The organism is Solibacillus sp. GQ1, assembly GCF_059758555.1.
In genome coordinates, this window is the sequence record NZ_JCAXEX010000001.1 from 1549596 (window position 1) to 1569662 (window position 20067).

19 protein-coding genes are annotated in these 20067 nt (G+C 39.7%); 8 read left to right on the top strand and 11 right to left on the bottom strand.

The window, feature by feature from the left end:
* Positions 1-298 precede the first annotated feature (298 nt).
* From AC6CH1_RS07750 to ilvD, 9 genes are all read right to left on the bottom strand, one after another.
* Complete coding sequence (locus tag AC6CH1_RS07750; protein WP_498316944.1) at positions 299-865, bottom strand: ABC transporter substrate-binding protein; 567 nt, start codon at positions 863-865, stop codon at positions 299-301.
* Positions 866-988: 123 nt separating this feature from the next.
* Complete coding sequence (gene leuD, locus AC6CH1_RS07755) at positions 989-1579, bottom strand: 3-isopropylmalate dehydratase small subunit (protein WP_427709727.1); 591 nt, start codon at positions 1577-1579, stop codon at positions 989-991.
* A 12-nt stretch (positions 1580-1591) separates the two neighbouring features.
* Positions 1592-3001, bottom strand: a complete 1410-nt coding sequence (leuC, locus tag AC6CH1_RS07760) for a 3-isopropylmalate dehydratase large subunit (protein WP_427709725.1) — start codon at positions 2999-3001, stop codon at positions 1592-1594.
* Positions 3002-3071: 70 nt separating this feature from the next.
* Positions 3072-4172, bottom strand: a complete 1101-nt coding sequence (leuB, locus tag AC6CH1_RS07765) for a 3-isopropylmalate dehydrogenase (protein WP_251687735.1) — start codon at positions 4170-4172, stop codon at positions 3072-3074.
* A 126-nt stretch (positions 4173-4298) separates the two neighbouring features.
* Positions 4299-5843, bottom strand: coding sequence for a 2-isopropylmalate synthase (locus AC6CH1_RS07770; protein WP_251687733.1), 1545 nt, complete (start codon positions 5841-5843; stop codon positions 4299-4301).
* A gap of 1 nt (position 5844) precedes the next feature.
* Positions 5845-6858: a ketol-acid reductoisomerase gene (gene ilvC, locus AC6CH1_RS07775; RefSeq protein ID WP_079526917.1), complete on the bottom strand. Its 1014-nt coding sequence runs from the start codon at positions 6856-6858 to the stop codon at positions 5845-5847.
* Between the two features lie 228 nt (positions 6859-7086).
* Positions 7087-7602 carry an acetolactate synthase small subunit gene (gene ilvN / locus AC6CH1_RS07780; RefSeq protein WP_008403681.1) on the bottom strand — a complete coding sequence of 172 codons (516 nt, stop codon included), beginning with the start codon at positions 7600-7602 and terminating at the stop codon, positions 7087-7089.
* The gene (gene ilvB / locus AC6CH1_RS07785; protein WP_498316947.1) at positions 7599-9344 is read right to left on the bottom strand and encodes a biosynthetic-type acetolactate synthase large subunit; all 1746 of its coding nucleotides are present in this window, start codon (positions 9342-9344) and stop codon (positions 7599-7601) included. Before ilvB ends, ilvN begins: the two co-directional genes overlap by 4 nt.
* A gap of 447 nt (positions 9345-9791) precedes the next feature.
* Complete coding sequence (gene ilvD / locus AC6CH1_RS07790; RefSeq protein ID WP_251687729.1) at positions 9792-11462, bottom strand: dihydroxy-acid dehydratase; 1671 nt, start codon at positions 11460-11462, stop codon at positions 9792-9794.
* 674 nt (positions 11463-12136) lie between these two features.
* Here ilvD and AC6CH1_RS07795 point away from each other — a divergent pair.
* Positions 12137-12679, top strand: a complete 543-nt coding sequence (locus tag AC6CH1_RS07795) for a cysteine hydrolase family protein (RefSeq protein WP_498316948.1) — start codon at positions 12137-12139, stop codon at positions 12677-12679.
* A gap of 171 nt (positions 12680-12850) precedes the next feature.
* The gene (locus tag AC6CH1_RS07800) at positions 12851-13108 is read left to right on the top strand and encodes a GlsB/YeaQ/YmgE family stress response membrane protein (protein WP_251687726.1); all 258 of its coding nucleotides are present in this window, start codon (positions 12851-12853) and stop codon (positions 13106-13108) included.
* A gap of 49 nt (positions 13109-13157) precedes the next feature.
* Here AC6CH1_RS07800 and AC6CH1_RS07805 read toward each other — a convergent pair whose 3' ends face one another.
* Complete coding sequence (locus AC6CH1_RS07805; protein ID WP_498316949.1) at positions 13158-13841, bottom strand: lytic transglycosylase domain-containing protein; 684 nt, start codon at positions 13839-13841, stop codon at positions 13158-13160.
* A gap of 141 nt (positions 13842-13982) precedes the next feature.
* Between AC6CH1_RS07805 and mscL the strand changes: the two genes are divergently transcribed.
* The 3 genes from mscL (at position 13983) to metC (ending at position 16834) form a co-directional block, all read left to right on the top strand.
* Positions 13983-14375, top strand: coding sequence for a large conductance mechanosensitive channel protein MscL (gene mscL / locus AC6CH1_RS07810; RefSeq protein WP_427709716.1), 393 nt, complete (start codon positions 13983-13985; stop codon positions 14373-14375).
* A 183-nt stretch (positions 14376-14558) separates the two neighbouring features.
* Entirely contained in the window at positions 14559-15674 is a 1116-nt protein-coding gene (locus AC6CH1_RS07815) for a methionine biosynthesis PLP-dependent protein (protein ID WP_498316951.1), read from the top strand.
* Positions 15671-16834: a cystathionine beta-lyase gene (metC, locus tag AC6CH1_RS07820; RefSeq protein WP_251687717.1), complete on the top strand. Its 1164-nt coding sequence runs from the start codon at positions 15671-15673 to the stop codon at positions 16832-16834. Before AC6CH1_RS07815 ends, metC begins: the two co-directional genes overlap by 4 nt.
* Before the next feature lie 55 nt (positions 16835-16889).
* Here the strand turns inward: metC and AC6CH1_RS07825 are convergent, their stop codons facing one another.
* On the bottom strand, positions 16890-17321 hold the full coding sequence (locus AC6CH1_RS07825; RefSeq protein ID WP_498316953.1) for a DUF4362 domain-containing protein: 432 nt from the start codon (positions 17319-17321) through the stop codon (positions 16890-16892).
* A gap of 175 nt (positions 17322-17496) precedes the next feature.
* On the opposite strand from AC6CH1_RS07825, the gene AC6CH1_RS07830 reads away from it, so the two are divergent.
* Genes AC6CH1_RS07830 through AC6CH1_RS07840 form a run of 3 tightly spaced genes read left to right on the top strand, consistent with a single transcriptional unit; the run spans position 17497 to position 19974 of the window.
* Positions 17497-17931 carry a MarR family winged helix-turn-helix transcriptional regulator gene (locus AC6CH1_RS07830; RefSeq protein WP_498316955.1) on the top strand — a complete coding sequence of 145 codons (435 nt, stop codon included), beginning with the start codon at positions 17497-17499 and terminating at the stop codon, positions 17929-17931.
* A 17-nt stretch (positions 17932-17948) separates the two neighbouring features.
* Positions 17949-18887, top strand: a complete 939-nt coding sequence (locus AC6CH1_RS07835; RefSeq protein WP_498316957.1) for a ring-cleaving dioxygenase — start codon at positions 17949-17951, stop codon at positions 18885-18887.
* A 13-nt stretch (positions 18888-18900) separates the two neighbouring features.
* Complete coding sequence (locus AC6CH1_RS07840; RefSeq protein WP_498316959.1) at positions 18901-19974, top strand: LLM class flavin-dependent oxidoreductase; 1074 nt, start codon at positions 18901-18903, stop codon at positions 19972-19974.
* Positions 19975-20067: the final 93 nt, after the last annotated feature.

The window sequence follows — 20067 nt, forward strand, 5'->3', positions numbered from 1 at the left end:
GAAAAATAGCTTTTTTTCTGAGCATTAAAATTGATTTCCATTCCGGGGACGCTTTCCGCGGGTGTGGCCTTACACGAACGTCTCAGGCGTCAGTGCTCCTGACGCTTCGCTTTCGTCGCAAAATAAATTTTGCTATTCCGGCTGGAGGCTTTGCTTGTAGCGAAAGGCGTAGCCGTCAGCTGGTATTTTAACAGTGCGAAAGGTGATACCGTCAGCACGAGCACTCGCCCTCCATTCCAATCAATTTTAAATTCTATCCACAGTATTTCTATTTCTACTGTTTCAACCTCTTGCCAATTTATTGTTTACTTGCTTTTAATAAGCGGTATGCATCCATATTAATTGTTTTAACTGGGCTGATATCTTCCATAATTTCCACTACATCTATTAGCAATGGTGTTAAATTTTCTTCGATAAATTCTTTTTTCACCGCATCTGTTACTTCAATTTCCAAGTTATCCATTCGGATAAGCAGTTCATCGCACATAATATGCAATACTTCTTCTTCGCGGTAAGTTGGCGTATCGTTCAAAATAAGCTTCGCTCGCAAATCCAAATATTTATACCAGTAATCCCTTAAGTCCAGCTGTTGCTTATTTTTATATTGCTGACGCTTAAAACTATTCGGATCCGTATTATTCGTCAAAGTAAGCAGTCTTTCCATTTTATATTCAATAGTTGACTGATTTTCGTTAATTTTCAGTTGTTCGGCTTCTGAAATTCTTTGTTTCTTTTTCTCTTTAGAAAATTTTATGATTTTTTTAACCGCATAATACAATACAACTGCTCCAACGATAAACATCCAGTAGCTAATAATAAATCCAATGATAAATATTATGCCTACCCAAATCCATACATTTTTCATTGATACACTCCCGATACTTAAACAATTTGAAGAAAATTATAGCATCGGAAAATTGCCACAACAACCGGTAAAATAAGACAAAGCCTCTTGCTATGGGTGAACCCAAAGTAAGAGGCTTGTAGATTAGTATGCTACTCGGTTTTTCTCGTATGCTGCAATTTGCTCTTCATACTGGAATGTAAGAGAAATTTCATCCCATCCATTTAATAACATTTGTTTATAATATGGATCAATTTCAAATGAATACGTTTTGCCGTAACCTGTAGTAACTGTTTGCTGTTCTAAATTAACTTCAATTGCCTGTGCTTCTGCTAAACCTTTTTCTAAAATTTCATCACATTCGTTTTCCGTTAATTTAATCGGTAAAATACCGTTTTTAAAGCAGTTATTATGGAAGATATCCGCAAAACTTGGTGCGATGACAACTCGGAATCCGTAATCAAGGATAGCCCATGGAGCGTGTTCACGAGACGAACCACAGCCAAAGTTATCTTGTGCCACTAAAATTTCAGCGTTTTTATATTCCGGTTTATTTAATACGAAATCCTCGATTGGATTGCCGTTTTCATCAAAACGCCAGTGATAGAATACGAATTGTCCGAATCCTGTACGTTCGATTCGCTTTAAAAATTCCTTCGAAATAATCTGGTCTGTATCGACGTTTTTACGATCAAGTGGTGCATAGATACTATTTACAATATTAATCGGTTTCATGCTGATCTCTCCTTATGCTTCCTGCTTTTGTAGCTTACGAACATCGACAAAACGTCCGTGAATTGCAGCTGCTGCTGCCATCGCCGGTGATACAAGATGTGTGCGTGCACCTGCACCTTGACGTCCTTCAAAGTTACGGTTAGATGTAGAAGCACATCGTTCACCCGCTGGAATTACATCTTCATTCATCCCTAAGCAAGCAGAACAGCCTGATTCACGCCATTCAAAGCCAGCATCAAGGAAAATTTGATGTAGACCTTCTTCTTCTGCCTGGCGTTTTGTCGACCAAGAACCAGGAACAACAATCCCTTTAACCCCCGGTGCAAGCTTTTCACCTTTTACAATTTCAGCGGCTGCACGTAAGTCGTTAATACGGGAGTTCGTACAAGATCCGATAAATACATGTTGAATTTCAATATCTGTAATTTTTTGGCCTTCTTGTAAATCCATATACTTCAGTGCTTTGTTTAAAGCGGATCTATCAGTTTCATTGTCATAATCAGCAGCAGTAGGAACTGTTTTCGAAACGCCGACACCCATCGCTGGATTTGTACCCCATGTTACAATCGGTTCAATATCCTGAGCATCAATTTCAAGGACAACATCATATGTTGCATCCGCATCAGAAGCAAGACTTAACCAGTATTTTGCCGCTTCCTCAAATTTTTCACCTTGAGGAACATGACGGCGACCGCGTAAAAATTCAACTGTCGTATCATCCGGTGAAATCAGGCCTGCTTTTGCTCCTGCTTCAATTGACATATTACAGATTGTCATACGCTCTTCCATAGAAAGCTTGCGGATTGCTTCACCTGTATACTCTACGATATGTCCTGTACCGACACCGATTCCCCATTTTGCAATGATGGCTAAAATGATGTCTTTAGCTGTTACCCCAATACCAAGTTCACCGCTAACACGGATTTCCATTGTCGGCGGTTTTAATTGCCATAATGTTTGTGTCGAAAGTACATGCTCTACTTCCGATGTACCGATTCCGAATGCGATTGCACCGAATGCACCGTGAGTTGCTGTATGTGAATCACCGCAAACAATTGTTTTACCAGGCTGTGTAAGACCTAATTCCGGTCCAATTACGTGAACAATCCCTTGATCCGGATGACCGATATCCGCTAGTTCGATACCGAATTCTTTTGCATTTTCAGCAAGTGTCATAATTTGTTTTTTTGCGATTGGATCGTTAATCGTCGGCAGGTTTTTTGTAGGTACGTTATGATCCATTGTTGCGAACGATAGATCTGTACGACGCACTTTCCGTCCTGCCAGGCGTAGTCCTTCGAATGCTTGAGGACTTGTAACTTCATGAATTAAATGCAGGTCGATATAAAGTAAGTCCGGTTTTCCTTCTTCACGATGTACGACATGCTGTTCCCACACTTTTTCAATAATATTTTTCCCCATAGTTCTCACCGTTCCTTAACCATATATAGTGTTGATTAAAAACCAACTACTTTTCTTTTTATCTGAATTATTAGTTATATGAAATCATAATGCTGTCTGATACGAAGCTTGCATCGATTTCGTTTAGTACTTTTTCTGTCCATTCTTCTGTTGACAATGTACGTGTATGTTCCTGAGCTAAATCGGCTGTGTAGTAGCCATCTTCGAATACGGCTGCAACAGCACGTTCGATTTCTGCAGCTTCTTCTTTTAAGCCGAATGAATATTGAAGCATCATTGCTACTGAAAGAATGGTTGCTGCCGGATTCGCAACACCTTGGCCTGCGATTTCAGGAGCTGAACCATGTACAGGCTCATAAAGCCCAAAATTATCGCCGCGAATTGATGCAGAAGGTAATACACCAAGTGAACCCGTAATAACAGAAGCTTCATCACTTAAAATGTCGCCGAATAAGTTTTCTGTAACGATGACATCATATTGACCAGGGTTAGTAATCAGTTTCATAGCCACTGAGTCAACTAAGTTGTGTTCTGTTTCTACATCTGGGTACTGCTTTTTCTTTTCTTCTACAATTTCACGCCATAAACGGGATGTATCCAGTACATTTGCTTTATCTACCGAGCAAAGTTTTCCTCGGCGTAAACGTGCTAATTCGAATGCATTTTCGACAATACGTTCGATCTCTTCACGGGAATACACACATGTATCAATAGCACCTGCATCTGTTTTTTTACGTGGCTCTCCGAAGTATAGCCCTCCTGTTAATTCACGGACGATCATTAAGTCTACATTTTCCGCAACTTCACGCTTTAATGGAGAAGATGCAAGTAAACTTGGGAATGCTTTCACAGGACGTAAATTCGCAAATAAATCAAAGTGCTTGCGGATTTTTAGTAAACCTTTTTCCGGACGCAATGCTGGCGGGTTGTTATCCCATTTCGGACCACCTACTGCACCTAATAAAATGGCATCACTTGCTTCACACATCGCAATTGTCTCTTCCGGTAATGGATTATTGTACTGATCAATTGCAGCTCCGCCGATTGCCGCATAGTTTAAATGAAATGTATGGTTAAAACGTTTCCCGATTACTTGTAATACTTTTACTGCACTTGCAACAACCTCTGGACCAATGCCGTCACCTGGTAGTACTGTAATTTTCTTTTCCATTTGTAAAACACCTTTCTTTCTACGTGAAGTAACTTGATGTAGAAGCGCCACCGATTAAGATGGCGCTATTGTTAATATAAAGAGCTTAAAGTTGTATTCCTTTACGGGAACAACCTTATTATTCTGTTAAACTGTAATTGCCTGTTTATCGCGTATTTGCTGTTGGATCAATTGTCTGTTTACTGCATTTAAATACGCTTTTGCGCTTGCTTCCAACACATCTTGTGCTGAATCACGTCCTGTTGATGTATAGTCGTTATATTTCAAATTAATGACCGCTTCTCCAAGTGCATCCCGTCCTTTACCGACTGATTGTACTCGGTAGTCCAAAATATTGACTTTACCTCCAACAAGCTGTTCAAGTGTATTAAAAATGGCTTCGACTGAACCTGACCCTGTTGATGCGATTGTTTTTAACTCACCTTCAGGAGTCATAACTGATGCAGTAGCTGTTGGAATATTTTCTGTACCATATTGAACTTGAACGGATTTAAGTTCAAATAACGGAACATCTTCTATTGAAACTTGCTGCTCAGTTAAAATCGTTGTTAAATCTTCTTCTGTCACTTCTTTTTTGCGGTCCGCTAATTTTTTGAACTCAGCGAAAGCTTTGTTCAGTTTTTCATCAGACAGCTGGAAGCCCATTGTTTCAGCACGGTCACGGAATGCTGCGCGGCCTGAATGTTTTCCTAAAACTAATGGGATATCGTCTTCACCGATCAGTGCCGGTGAAATGATTTCGTATGTCTCCGGATTTTTAAGTACACCATCCTGGTGAATACCCGATTCATGTGCGAATGCATTTTTACCGACAACCGCTTTGTTCGGTTGAATGACTACATTTGTTAAACGGCTAACCATCTGTGATGTACGTTTAATTTCTTTTAAGTTCAAGCCAGTTTCAACACCGTAGAAGTCATTACGAATATGTAGAGCAACACCGATTTCTTCCAATGCGGCATTTCCTGCACGTTCACCTAGACCGTTAATCGTACATTCTACTTGGTCTGCACCATTTTCGATGGCTGCCAATGAATTCGCAACTGCCATTCCTAAATCGTCATGACAATGGGCAGAGAATTTAATTTTTTCTGCACCGATTACGTTTTCACGTAAATAACGGAATAAAGCGCCGTATTCTTCCGGTGATGCGTAACCAACTGTATCTGGAATATTAATCGTTGTTGCACCAGCTTTAATAACTTCCTGGCAAATACGAACTAAAAATTCTTTGTCTGAACGGAAACCATCTTCTGCAGAAAATTCTACAAGCGAGAATTTTTCTTTTGCATACTTTACCGCAGTAACAGCTTGCTCAATTACTTCATCTGGGTTTTTCTTAAGCTTATATTCCATATGAATCGGACTTGTTGCGATAAATGTATGAACATGTGGCTGCTCAGCATGGCGAATTGCTTCCCAAACTGCATCGATATCGCTTTTCACAGCACGTGCTAAACCTGTGACGATTGAATTCTTCACTGTTTTTGCGATTAACGATACCGCCTCCAAGTCACCTGGAGATGAGGCAGGGAATCCCGCCTCAATGATTGTGACACCTAAACGCTCTAGTTGTTTTGCGATTTCTACTTTCTCTGCTGTATTTAAATTAATACCAGCCGATTGTTCTCCGTCGCGCAATGTTGTATCAAAAATGTCAATTTTTCTCATATTATTTCACTGTTACCTTTTGTTTTCCTTGGTTGATGAATGGCATCATAGCACGTAATTTTTCGCCAACTTCTTCGATTTGGTGGTTTGCGCCAGCTTCTTTGAATTTTGTATATTCAGGACGACCATTTTCGTTTTCAGCGATCCAGCGTTTCGCAAATGTACCATCTTGGATATCAGTTAATACGTCTTTCATACGAGCTTTAACTGATGCGTCGATAATACGTGGGCCTGAAACATAATCGCCCCACTCTGCTGTATCAGAAATTGAGTAGCGCATTGTTGCCATACCACCTTCGAACATTAAGTCAACGATTAATTTAAGTTCATGTAATGTTTCAAAGTAAGCTAATTCTGGTTGGTAACCTGCTTCTACTAATGTTTCGAAACCTGCTTTAACAAGTTCAGTTGTACCACCGCAAAGTACTGCTTGCTCACCGAATAGGTCAGTAACTGTTTCTTCAGCAAATGTAGTTTCAAGTAATCCGCCACGTGCTGAACCGATTCCTTTACCGTATGCAAGAGCTAAATCACGAGCTTGACCTGTCGCATCTTGGTGGATTGCGAATAATCCTGGTACGCCAGCGCCTTCAGTGAATTGACGACGCACTAAGTGACCTGGGCCTTTTGGAGCTACTAGGAATACGTCTACATCTGCTGGTGGTTGAATTTGACCGAAGTGTACGTTGAAACCGTGTGCGAACATTAATGCTTTACCTGGTGTTAAATGTGGTGCGATTTCAGCTTCGTATACTGCTTTTTGACGCTCATCCGGAAGTAGGATTTGGATTACATCTGCTTCTGCTGCTGCTTCTGCTACTGATTTAACTTCTACGCCATCTTCTTTTGCAGCGTCATATGATTTACCTGGACGGATACCTACTACTACATCAAAACCTGATTCTTTTAAGTTAAGCGCATGAGCATGGCCTTGTGAACCATAACCGATGATCGCGATTTTTTTCCCTTGTAATACTTGCTCGTTAATTTCGTTTTCATAATACATTTTTGACATTTTCATTTCCTCCATTTAATTGAATGTTTTTTTATTTTGTAATTCGGGCTTCAGATGACATCCTCCACCCTGTTTAAAACCAATTGAGTAATGTTGTATTCCGTTGCGGTGGACGCTTTCCAGGGGCACGGCTCGAGCCTAAAGTCTCTCCCTCGTGCTTATCCCCTAGGAGTCGCCACCTCCACTACATACAACGTATCCATCTTTGACATAAAATTGGCCGTTTGCTTATTTTAAAATCGATAATTGCGGGCTTTCGATTTTTTGTGCTTCACGGATAGCTGCTGTTGCACCTGTACGTGTTAACTCTTTAATGCCATATGGACGAAGTAACTCGATAAATGCATCGATCTTTTCCGGGTGACCAACTACTTCATATGTCACGACATTTTTTGATGTATCGACAACTTGCGGACGGAATGGCTCAACGATTGCATTCATTTCCAGGCGCAAGTTTGGCGGTGAAACTACTTTAATAAGCGCCAGCTCACGAAGAACGATTGCTTTTTCAGTAATATCATTTACTTTTAATACATCAATTTGTTTCGAAAGCTGTTTGATTAATTGTTCGATTTTATTTTCATCTTCAACATGGACGATGAACGTCATTTTCGAAAAATTAGGCTGCTCCGTATGACCTACTGTAATCGATTCAATATTGAACTGACGTTTCATTAATAAGCCAGTCACTCGGTTCAATACGCCGCTTTGGTTAATTACTGTTACTGTCAGCACTCGCTTCATGGCTTCATCACTCCAATCATTTCATGTAACCCTTTACCAGGCGCAACCATCGGGAATACGCTCACAAGTTGCTTCACTCGGCAATCAATAACAACCGGTTCGTCTGAATTGATCGCTTCGTTAAAGATCGCTTCCGCTTCAGAGATATTGTCAATGCGGTAGCCTTTAATGCCATATGCATCGGCAAGTTTTACGAAGTCCGGCTGGATAGGCATTAAGCTTTGTGAATAACGCTCATCATAGAATGTTTCCTGCCATTGACGTACCATTCCTAAACAGCTGTTGTTAAGGATTACTACTTTTACTGGTAAGTTAAATTCTTTGAGTAATGCAAGCTCTTGATTTGTCATTTGGAAGCCTGCATCTCCTACAATCGAAATAACTTTCTTCTCAGGTTTCGCAAACTGTGCACCGATCGCTGCCGGGAAACCGAAGCCCATCGTTCCTAAACCGCCTGATGTTACCCAGTTATGCGGATTATTTAAATGATAGTATTGGGCTGCCCACATTTGATGCTGTCCAACATCCGTTGTGATAATCGCTTCTCCGTCCGTCAATTTATGAAGGATCTCAATTGCTTGCTGCGGTAATACTTCTTCTCCTGCATCTTCATACCAAAGCGGATATTTATCACGGCTATCATTTAAGTAATGGATCCATTCTGTCGTATCCGGTCCTTGGAAGTCTTTTTTCAACAGTGCAAATAGTGCTTCTTTTGCATCCGCAACAATCGGTATATCAGTTGGTACATTTTTTCCGATTTCTGCCGGATCGATATCGATATGGATGATCGTAGCGTTCGGTGCGAATGTTGCTAAATTTCCTGTTAATCGGTCATCAAAACGTGCACCGATATTAATTAATAAGTCGCATTTTGTAATCGCGTCATTTGCCGTTGCATATCCGTGCATTCCAGCCATTCCATAGAATTGTTTGTGCTGTCCGTGAATGCTGCCTAAACCAAGCAATGTATTAATAACCGGTAAATTATATTTTTCAATAAATTCTGTCAATTGTTCACGTGCATCTGCGAATAATACACCGGCACCTGCTAGCACTAAAGGTTTTTTAGCTAAACTTAATGCTTGAATTGCCTTTTGGATTTGAAGATAATTCGGTTTTGTTGTCGGTTGATAACCCGGTAAATAAATATCTTCCGGAGCTTTAATTTCATCCAGGAACACTGTTTGTGAGATATTTTTCGGGAAGTCAATGACAACCGGTCCTTTACGTCCTGTATTGGCAATATGGAATGCCTCTTTTACGATACGAGGGATATCCGCTACGTCCTGCACCTGATAGTTATGTTTTGTGATCGGTGTTGTAATTCCCATAATGTCCGCTTCCTGGAAAGCATCTGTACCGATTACGGATGTCGCAACCTGCCCTGTAAAAATAACTAACGGAATCGAGTCAATCATCGCATCGGCAATACCTGTAACGAGGTTTGTCGCTCCCGGTCCTGATGTTGCAATTACTACACCTGGTTTATTCATAACACGTGCATATCCTTCTGCCGCATGAATCGCGCCTTGTTCGTGGCGTGTCAGAATGTGACGAATCGGGTTACGGTAAAGAGCATCGTAAATTTGTAAAACTGCCCCACCCGGATAACCGAAAATAATATCAACATCTTGTTCATGCAGTGCCTGCACTAATATATCCGCACCGTCTCTCGGTTTTGTTACTTGTTGTTCTTCGGGCTTTTCGATTTCTTGATTTACTGAAACGTTTGCACTCATAGTAATTTCTCCTTCCTTTTTCAAAACTTTATATATGAAGTCATTGTTTAAAATTTGATAAAAAGAAAAAGCCTTGTTCTCCGCACGCAAAAGAAAACCTCTTACGTAGGGATGAAAAAGACTTTTCATGGTACCACCCTCATTTATAACATCGATGAACATGTGCTTCTATAAGAAACAGTGTCCATCTAGTTACCTCGCGAACCGCCTGAGCCTCTTTATTTCAAAATTCCCATTAGGAAATTTGTGCAACTAAACAAAGAGCACGGTTCATTAATAACGAGCAATTCGAATATGCCCGGAGCTATCTAATAGCGAATGCGTTTAACAGCTCACTCCGAGGGGATGTCGGATATAGTTGTATCGCCGGCTTCCACCACTACCGGCTCTCTGGTAAATACAAGACTCTATATCCTTTAACCTCATCAACGTTTTAATATATTCAGATTATATTTTCATTACGCCGCCTTGGGAAGCATTTGTTACTAATGCAGAGTAACGTGCCAACCAGCCGCGCTTAATTTTTGGTTCAAATGGTTTTAAGTTTTGACGACGCTCTGCAAGAAGTTCGTCGGAAACTTGTAAATTAATTGTTCTGCTTGGCAAATCAATAATAATTGTATCGCCATTTTCGACTAATGCGATTGGACCGCCTTCAGCCGCTTCCGGAGAAATATGGCCGATTGAAATGCCGCGTGATGCACCTGAGAAACGGCCATCTGTAATGAGTGCGACTTTCGTTCCTAGCCCGCGCCCTTGAATCGCAGAAGTTGGTGCCAGCATTTCCGGCATACCTGGCCCGCCTTTTGGACCTTCATAGCGAATGACAACTACATGTCCTTCACGTACTACGCCGTCATCGATTGCCTGCTGTGCTTCTTCCTGTGATTCGAATACAATCGCTTCGCCTGTAAAGGTTTTAATAGAAGGATCAACCGCACCGACCTTAATTACCGAGCCTTCAGGGGCAATATTTCCGAATAATACGGAAAGTCCGCCTACAGCACTATATGGATTATCTTTTGTGCGAATGACACGATCATTCGTAATTTCATAGTCTTTCACAAGCTCTCGCATTGAAACACCTGCGATTGTTGGTCTGTCAGGGTGAATTGCCCCTGGAATTTTTGTTAATTCATTAATAATCGCCTGAACACCGCCAGCTTTTGCAATGTCATCCATCGAAATGTCCGATGCCGGCATAATTTTTGCAATGTAAGGAACACGTTCTGCTACTTTATTAATATCTTCAATGTTGTAGTCAATTTCTGCTTCATTGGCGATTGCCAGTGTATGAAGCACTGTATTTGTAGAACCGCCCATTGCCATATCAAGAGCAAAAGCATCATCAATCGCTTCTTTTGTAACAATGTCGCGTGGTTTTACATCTTCTTTAATCATGCGTACTAAATGTTTCGCTGCTTCGTAAATCAGTTCTTTACGTTTTTCGCTTGTTGCAACGATTGTACCGTTACCCGGTAATGCTAATCCTAGCATTTCCATTAAACAGTTCATTGAGTTAGCTGTGAACATTCCCGAACAAGATCCGCATGTTGGACATGCATTGTTCTCGATATCAAGGAGCTCTTCAGCCGTCATCGTACCTGCTTTATGTGCACCGACCCCTTCAAAAACACTCGTTAATGATAATGTTTTACCTGAAGAAGAAGTACCTGCTTCCATTGGTCCTCCTGATACGAATACTGAAGGAACATTTGTACGAACAGCTGCCATTAACATACCTGGTGTAATTTTGTCACAGTTTGGTATGTAGAACACTCCGTCAAACCAGTGTGCGTTAATTACCGTTTCAGCTGAATCGGCAATAATCTCACGTGATGGTAATGAATAGCGCATCCCTATATGACCCATTGCAATTCCGTCATCGACTCCAATTGTATTGAATTCGAATGGAATTCCGCCTGCTTCAATAATGGCCTCTTTTACTACGTCCGCGAATTCTCGCAAATGGACATGGCCTGGAATAATATCAATATAAGAATTACATACACCGATAAATGGCTTTTCTAAATCTCTCGCCTTTACTTTACCTGTAGCGTATAAAAGACTACGGTGTGGAGCTCGGTCCACTCCCATTTTAATCATATCACTTCTCATTTTAAACGCCCCTCAACGTAATGCTTTTACTCTAGCTGTATTTTTATATGTTCGATTTTTCATATAAATTTCGAATATTCGAAATTTTATAATCAGAAAGTATCGAATGTTTTACACCTTGCAAGCTCACATCAAAATGTCGCTTGAGTGATGTGGTGTACTAAATTGTTGTTATCATAGTACGAAATGAACTAGAACGTCAACACTATTTTTTGAATTTTTTATACAATTCAAAAAGTCTGAATTTAATGCAATCGCTTTCATCCTTATTGATGTTGCTTTTTTACTCTTTCGTCACACTTTTTATAAAAATTGAATTTTTAAAATTTTTTGTACATAATTATTGAGTCCGAATCTTTTTCTCCATAAAAAAGAACCTAGCACCTATTCAGGCTAGATTCTATTAAGTATCGTAATCTATTAGAGTAATAATAATTCAATAGCAAAATTCAAAATGATTAAACTGTGGATTCCTACAAAAATTAACCCTTGACGGTCCAGCTTCTTCTTTATTGCCATATCCATATTAATCACCCCATTTATTTGATAACCTAACTATACATCATCAAACATTAAAAATCAAAATATTTAGAATGTTTAATTAATTATTTTACCTACATTTTTTCATTAACCATGGCATAATAACGTTACAACTAATAAGGAGTGAAATACGGATGAAAAAAGCTTTAATTGTAATTGATTACACGTATGATTTTGTAGCGGATGATGGAAAACTGACTTGCGGTAAACCGGGACAGGCAATAGAAAATAATATTAGGACTTTAATAGAACAGTTTATTGAACAAAATGATGTTGTCGTATTCGCTAATGATTTACATGTGGAAAACGATCCATATCATCCAGAATCAAAATTATTTCCGGCCCATAATATTGTAGGAACTAAAGGTCGTGAACTTTATGGTTCAGTAAAAGATCAATATGAAACATACAAAGATCGCGTCATTTCATTTGATAAAACCCGTTATAGTGCTTTTGCAGGGACGAATTTGGATATTTTACTTCGTGAACGCAATGTGGAGGAAGTTATACTTGTTGGAGTATGTACTGATATTTGCATTTTGCATACCGCAGTGGACAGCTATAATTTAGGCTATAAAATTACGATTCCTGAACATGCCGTTGCGAGTTTTAATGAAATCGGTCATAAATGGGCACTTGGTCATTTTAAATCATGTTTAGGTGCATCAATTATATAAAATTAAATACATTACCTAATTACTATTCAATATAAAGTAATTTTACTTCCATAATTTCCGGATCTGCTTAAAAACTTCCAGCTAAAAAAATGTTTAACCTTTTGCCTGATAGGAAATAAATAACTAGATGCAATTATTATTCAATAATTTTAAACAAAGGAGTTGGAAAGTATGATGAGTTTCATTTGGTTTTTAATTATCGGAGGTATTTTAGGTTGGTTAGCGGGTGTCATTTTAGGTAAGGATGTACCTGGTGGCATTATCGGTAACATTATTGCAGGTATTGTCGGATCATGGATTGGTAGCATGATTTTAGGTAACTGGGGCTGGAAAGTTTCAGATTTCTATGTATTCCCCGCATTAATCGGTGCCATTGTTTTAATCTTTATCGTAAGCTTTATCATGCGCTCAATGCGTAAAGCGACTTAATTGGAAATCTGCATCTGGAATAAAAGTGTGACGTTACGTCACACTTTTTTTATTTGTCCTCTTCAAGAGCAATTTGTTTCAACTGATTGCCGTAATCCCGGTACATCTTATAGTAGTATAAAATGTCTTCCACATAATCATCACTATGATTATACTGAAAAATCGCTTTTTTCAATTGCCCATCATTTACACCGGCAATGGATAAAAATTTGGCTGCACTGAATACGGCATCTTCTATATCAAATGGATCTGCTATACCGTCGCCATTCGCATCTACCCCATACCCCCCATATTTTTTTATGATCGCTGGATTCGTTTTATCATGATCCGGGATGTCCCCCAGCCCTAAATCTTTGCAGGAAGGATGTTGCCAGCCGACAAATGTACAAGGCATAAACTGAAAGTGTCCTTCTGCGCCAACCGGTGAAATAAGTGTTTTCATTGTGGAAAAACGGGTTTCTACGCGGTGATGTGCTGCCAAAAGCGTCCATGGAACACCGTATTTCTGTTCGGCTGCGACGTAAACAGGGATATATTCGATTGGAATTTCCAAATCAAATTGTTCCTGAATTTGCTGGTACACTGTTTTATCAGTAAATGGCCAACCACGGAGTTGCTGCCAGCTGAAATAAGCGACAATATAAACTATTAAAGTGATGGGGATAAGCAAAATAATTAATACTATTTTAGTTTTTGGAGAGAGTAAAGGGTTCTTTTTCTTGCTTTTTGCCATATAAGCCACCAATCTTTAAAACGAAATAATGTTGTTAACTTTCATTCTACTAAAAAAGCAGGTAATTTTCACTGTTGAAAATTAGAATATCAATGTATAAAATTAAACTTTGTTTAAAAAAGATAAAAGGAGTTTTATATTATGTGGAAAGATTTTAAAGAATTTGCGATGAAGGGCAATGTTATCGATTTAGCGGTTGCAGTTGTTATTGGTGCAGCATTCGGTAAAATTGTTACATCATTGGTTGAAAATATTATTATGCCACTTGTCGGTATGCTTACAGGCGGAATTGATCTGACAAACGAATGGAAGTTTGGACCAGGTGAAGCACAAGTTGCGCTAGGCGTATTCGTTCAATCGATTATCGATTTCATTATTATCGCATTTGCTATTTTTATGGCTTTACGATTACTGACGAAACTGAACCGTAAAAAAGAAGCACAAGTTGCCGAAGAACCGACACCGGAACTGGATGCTAAAGAAGAACTGCTGAAAGAAATCCGTGATTTATTAAAAAAAGAGCAATCTAAATAAAAATATCTAATCCTAGTTTACAAATCAAATGTATTCTAGGATTTTTTATATTTTAATTCAATTAATCCCCTATTCTACTTAATACTCGTTTCTCCTATTGTCCCTTTGATCTGTTCATGATAAATTGATGTAATACTCGATTCATTCGAAATGTTTAGTAAATTCATGTAAGGAAGTGTATTCATGTCACAACGTTCAATTGAAACAAAATTAGTACAGCTCGGAAATTTAAGTGATGCCAAAACAGGTGCGATTAACCCGCCGATCTATATGTCGACAGCATATCAGCATACGGGCATTGGTGAATCGACAGGCTATGATTATACACGTACAAAAAATCCAACTCGTACAATCCTTGAACAAGGAATCGCAGAGCTGGAAAACGGCGATGCTGGATTTGCCTGCAGTTCCGGAATGGCGGCAGTACAACTTGTCATGTCATTATTTAAACCGAACGATGAATTAATCGTTCCGGAAGATTTATATGGCGGAACATATCGTCTATTCAAAACATTTGCGGAAAACTATAATATTAAACCGGTTTATACTCCGTTTACTAATGTTGAAGAAGTTGAAAGGTTAATCAATGAAAATACGAAAGCATTGTTTATCGAAACTCCGACAAATCCGTTAATGCAGGAAATCGATCTTGTGGAATATGCGGCTTTGGCGGAAAAACACAACTTATTGCTAATTGTTGACAATACATTCTACACTCCTTATTTCCAGCGTCCTCTTGAATTAGGTGCACATATTGTTTTACATAGTGCAACAAAATATATTGGCGGACATAATGATGTATTGGCAGGTCTAGTCGTAGCAAAGGGTGCTGAATTATGTGAAAAGTTAGCATTCTACCATAACGGGATTGGTATGGTGCTTTCGCCGATGGATTCATGGTTGCTCATTCGCGGACTGAAAACATTGCATTTACGTTTAAAACAGCATGATGCGAATGCAAAAAAAGTGGCGAAATACTTAGCCGATGAACCTCTCGTGACAGATGTACTGTATACAGGAAAAGGCGGTATGCTGTCTTTCCGTGTCAAAGATTCGTCAATGGTCAACCCGTTTTTAAAAGGTATCAAACTGATCACATTTGCAGAAAGTCTTGGCGGCGTTGAGAGCTTTATTACTTATCCTGCTACTCAAACACATGCCGATATGCCATATGATGAACGTGTTGCACGAGGTGTTTGTGACCGATTACTTCGTTTCTCGGTAGGTATTGAAGAAGCAGAAGATTTAATCGCTGACTTAAAGCAAGTTTTCGATTCGTTACGAGGTGAATTTGCATGACAAACCGCATTGAAACAGCATTAGTTCATGGGGCGATCCGTGAAGGCTATGCCGATAAAAAAGGTGCTGTAAACGTACCAATGTATTTATCATCGACTTTCCATCAGGAATCGATCGATGAATTTGGTGAATATGATTATGCTCGTTCGGGAAACCCGACACGTGCCGCATTGGAAAAAGCGATTGCCGAACTTGAAGGCGGTAATCGAGGTTTTGCATTTGCAACTGGTATGGCAGCTGTATCAGCTTGCTTTATGATTTTATCTGCAGGCGACCATATTGTCATTACCGAAGATGTTTACGGTGGTACGTACCGTTTCGTTACAAAAGTATTGCCGCGCTACGGGATTACCCATACATTTGTGGACTTTACAGATACTGAAGCAGTAAAAGCAGCTGTACGTCCTGAAACGAAATTAATTTATATGGAAACACCTTCGAATCCTACATTAGGCATCACGGATATTCGTGAAGTAGTTGAAATTGCAAAACAACACGGTGCACTCACGTTTTTAGATAATACGTTCATGACACCGCTGCATCAAAAACCGCTCGAATTAGGTGTCGATGTTGTGATTCATTCCGCAACGAAGTTTTTATCAGGACATTCCGATATAGTAGCGGGCCTTGTAGTAACAAAAGATGAAGCGCTGGGCAATGAAATATATTTCGTTCAAAATTCATTCGGTTCTGTACTAGGTGTGCAGGATTGCTACACATTAATTCAAAATATGAAGACGACGGCTGTACGTTTTAACGAGGAATCACGTGTTGCAATGCGCATCGCACAATTTTTACATGCACATCCGTTAGTGGAAAAAGTCTATTATCCTGGACTCCCTACTCACCCGGGGTTTGAAATTCATGCAGCACAGGCAACTTCAGCGGGTGCGGTCTTATCGTTTAGTTTACCGAATTATGAGATTGCAAAAGCTTTTGTCGAAGCGATGAAAATTCCGGTATTTGCGGTTAGTCTTGGTGGTGTTGAATCAATTTTATCGTACCCTGCCAAAATGAGTCATGCAGCGATGGAGCCCGAAGAACGTGCAAAACGCGGAATTACTGATGGTTTGCTGCGCTTTTCAGTCGGATTGGAAAATGAAGATGATCTGATAGAAGATTTTACACAGGCATTGGAAATCGCCAGTAAAATTAAATAGTTTGAAGGCCGACATAATTTCCTGATACGGATTTTGTCGGCTTTTTGTTATGTGCTTATTCACTTATTACCGATAATAAATTGATTTCAAAGCCTCCTTCACATGATTTAAAATTATAATCAGTTAAAGAACCTGTAACATCTTTACTTAATTTATCACATGTATAATTTTCAGTATTTTTACTTCCAAAATTATCTTCTCGATTATCGACTTCGATTTTATATTGCCCTTCTTGAAAATCAACTTTCCAGTAAATTGGTGCCCCCTCTATCGTATAGCGCGTCATCTCCAATGATGTTTGTTTATTTTCGTCGGTAGCTTTTAAAAACTGATGGAATAACTCCAAATTTTCCACCTGACCATGTTGATCAATTACACGATTGGTTTGTATGGGTTCGATTTCCTGTTGATTAATTGTCCCCGCTTGTTCGTTATCTTGACATCCGGTCAATAGTAGCAATAAGCTAAATGCGAGTAGTCTGTTCATTATATTCCCCTTCTACATGTTTAAGTTTAATACTGAATAGTTTTTCGAATCCTTTATCTATAGACGAACTAAAAGGAAAATAGTTACAATAAATATTTATTTTGAATTCGAGATATTTTTCTTGTCCTTTAATCAGTTGAGTAGTAAAGTGATAATTAAGAAAGGACGTGTACAGATGAAAAGAAATACACTAGGATCACTTATTTGGCTTCGAATGATGCGCTTTACCCATGAAAGTAATAACCTTTCGAATGAATTTTTAAAGCAATTTGATTTGACAACAGCGCAATTCGATGTGCTTATGCAAATCTCTTTGTTTGAGCCAATTACCCAATCGGAGCTTGCAAAAAAAGTGACGGTAACACAAGGTGGGATTTCACGCATGCTGGCACGCCTTGAGCAAGAACAGCTGATCATGAGAGCGCCAGACTGGAAAACAAAATATATATCATTAACTGAAAAAGGTAATGTACTTTTAAACAATGCGTTCGACGCGCAACTTGCCTTTCAAACGTCTTTTTTCGATGAAACATTAACAAAAGAAGAGCAAAAAACCTTATTTAAATTGATCTCCCGCGTTCAAAAAAATAGCGAACAGCGTTGTAAATAATTATTGGAGGAATGAACATGTATACAATTCCAGGACATCATCATATTTCGATGATTACAAAAAATGCACAGCAAAACAACAAATTTTACCGAGATATTTTAGGATTACGCCGTGTTAAAGTGACGGTCAATCAGGATGACACATCAATGTACCACCTTTTTTATGGTGATAAAACAGGCAGTCCGGGTACAGAGCTTTCGTTTTTCGAGATTCCGTTAGTTGGACGCACTCACAGAGGCACAAATGCCATTACAAAAATCGGTTTGATTGTACCAAGCGTCGATAGCCTTCAGTATTGGGCAAAACGTCTGGATGAATTTGGCGTTAAACATGAAGACATTACAACATTTACAGGTCGCCCTGCCCTCCTTTTTGAAGATGAAGAAGGTTTACGTTTCGCACTTATAGCTGCACCAAATACGAAAGCAGGACATTGGGAAACGTATGAAAAATCCCCTGTTCCGGTTCAACATCAAATTCAAGGGATGGGAGCTGTTGAAATAACCGTGAAGAATAAAGGAAAACTGGTTCGAACATTAACAGAAATTTTTGGTTTTGAATTGAAAACGCAGGATGAAACAACTGCCCTGCTCCAATCAATCGGTGATGAAATGTTTGGGGAGATATACATTGTCGAACAGGACGGACCTTCGGAAAAACCTGGTCGCGGCAGCATTCACCATTTGGCCATCCGTGTGAAAAATGATGAAGAACTGTCGTATTGGGATGAGCAAGTAAAAGCTCGAGGTTTTATGTCCTCGGGTATTGTCGACCGCTTTTATTTTAAAAGCTTATATTTCCGTGAATCGAATGGAATCTTATTCGAAATTGCGACGGATGGACCAGGATTTTTACGCGACGGCGATGTGGCATCGCTCGGTGAACAATTGGATTTACCGGATTTTTTGGAACAACAGCGTGAAGAAATTACAGCAAAATTAAAGCCTATTTTATAAGGGGGCAATGATCATGGAACAATATCGAATCAATGAAAAAAATGGGATGGAGTTTGGACTATATACGTTAGGTGACCACATTCCAAACCCTTTAACAGGGTCACGTATTCCTGCGCAGCAGCGTATTCAGGAAATCATCGAAGCGAGCCAATTAGCGGAACAGGCAGGAATTGATGTATTTGCAGTCGGTGAAAGTCATCAGCAATATTTCACTACACAGGCTCATTCAGTCGTACTCGGTGCAATTGCACAGGCAACGAAAAGCATTAAACTGACAAGCTCTGCGACCGTGTTAAGCGTAGCGGATCCAGTCCGTGTTTACGAGGATTTTGCGACAATCGATCTAATTTCGAATGGCCGTGCAGAAATCGTTGCAGGTCGCGGTTCACGGGTCGGCGCACATGAACTGTTCGGGGTCAGTCTACGTGACTACGAGGAAATTTTTGAGGAAAAACTCGCTCTTTTAAAACAGTTAAATGATAATTCGGTTGTAAACTATAACGGCAAATTTCGTCCGACTTTAAAGGATGCACATATTTTACCTCAGCCTTTAAATGGTTCGATTCCGATTTGGCGGGCTGTTGGCGGTCCTCCCGGCAGTGCGATAAAAGCCGGCTATATGGGCATTCCCATGATGCTGACTACTTTAGGCGGACCTTCGATAAACTTTAAAGCTTCTGTTGATGCATACCGCGAAGCAGCAGATCGCAGTGGTTTTGATGCAGCATCTTTACCGATTGCAACGACGAGTCTGTTTTATGTTGCGGAAACGGAAAAAGAGGCGGTAGATGGGATGCACCCGCATTTAAGCGGCGGTTTCCAGGCGATTCGCGGTCAAGGCTATCCGCGCTGGCAAGTGGAACAGGCACCGCAAGTGGAACAGGCACCGCAAGTGGAAGATGCACTCATGGTCGGCAGTCCGAACCAAATAATTGAAAAGATACTGTACCAATACGAATTGTTCGGCATGCAGCGCTTCATGGCCCAAATCGATTTTGGTGGTGTACCGTTTGACAAAGTAATGAAAAATATCGAACTGATCGGTAACGAAATCATCCCAGCGATTAAAAAATATACGGCGAAATAACATAAAACCCATCCATTTTCTTTGAATGAAATGGATCGGTTTTTGCGATAATACCTCTACAGAATCAGCATTCATCCGGTTCAATAAAAAAAC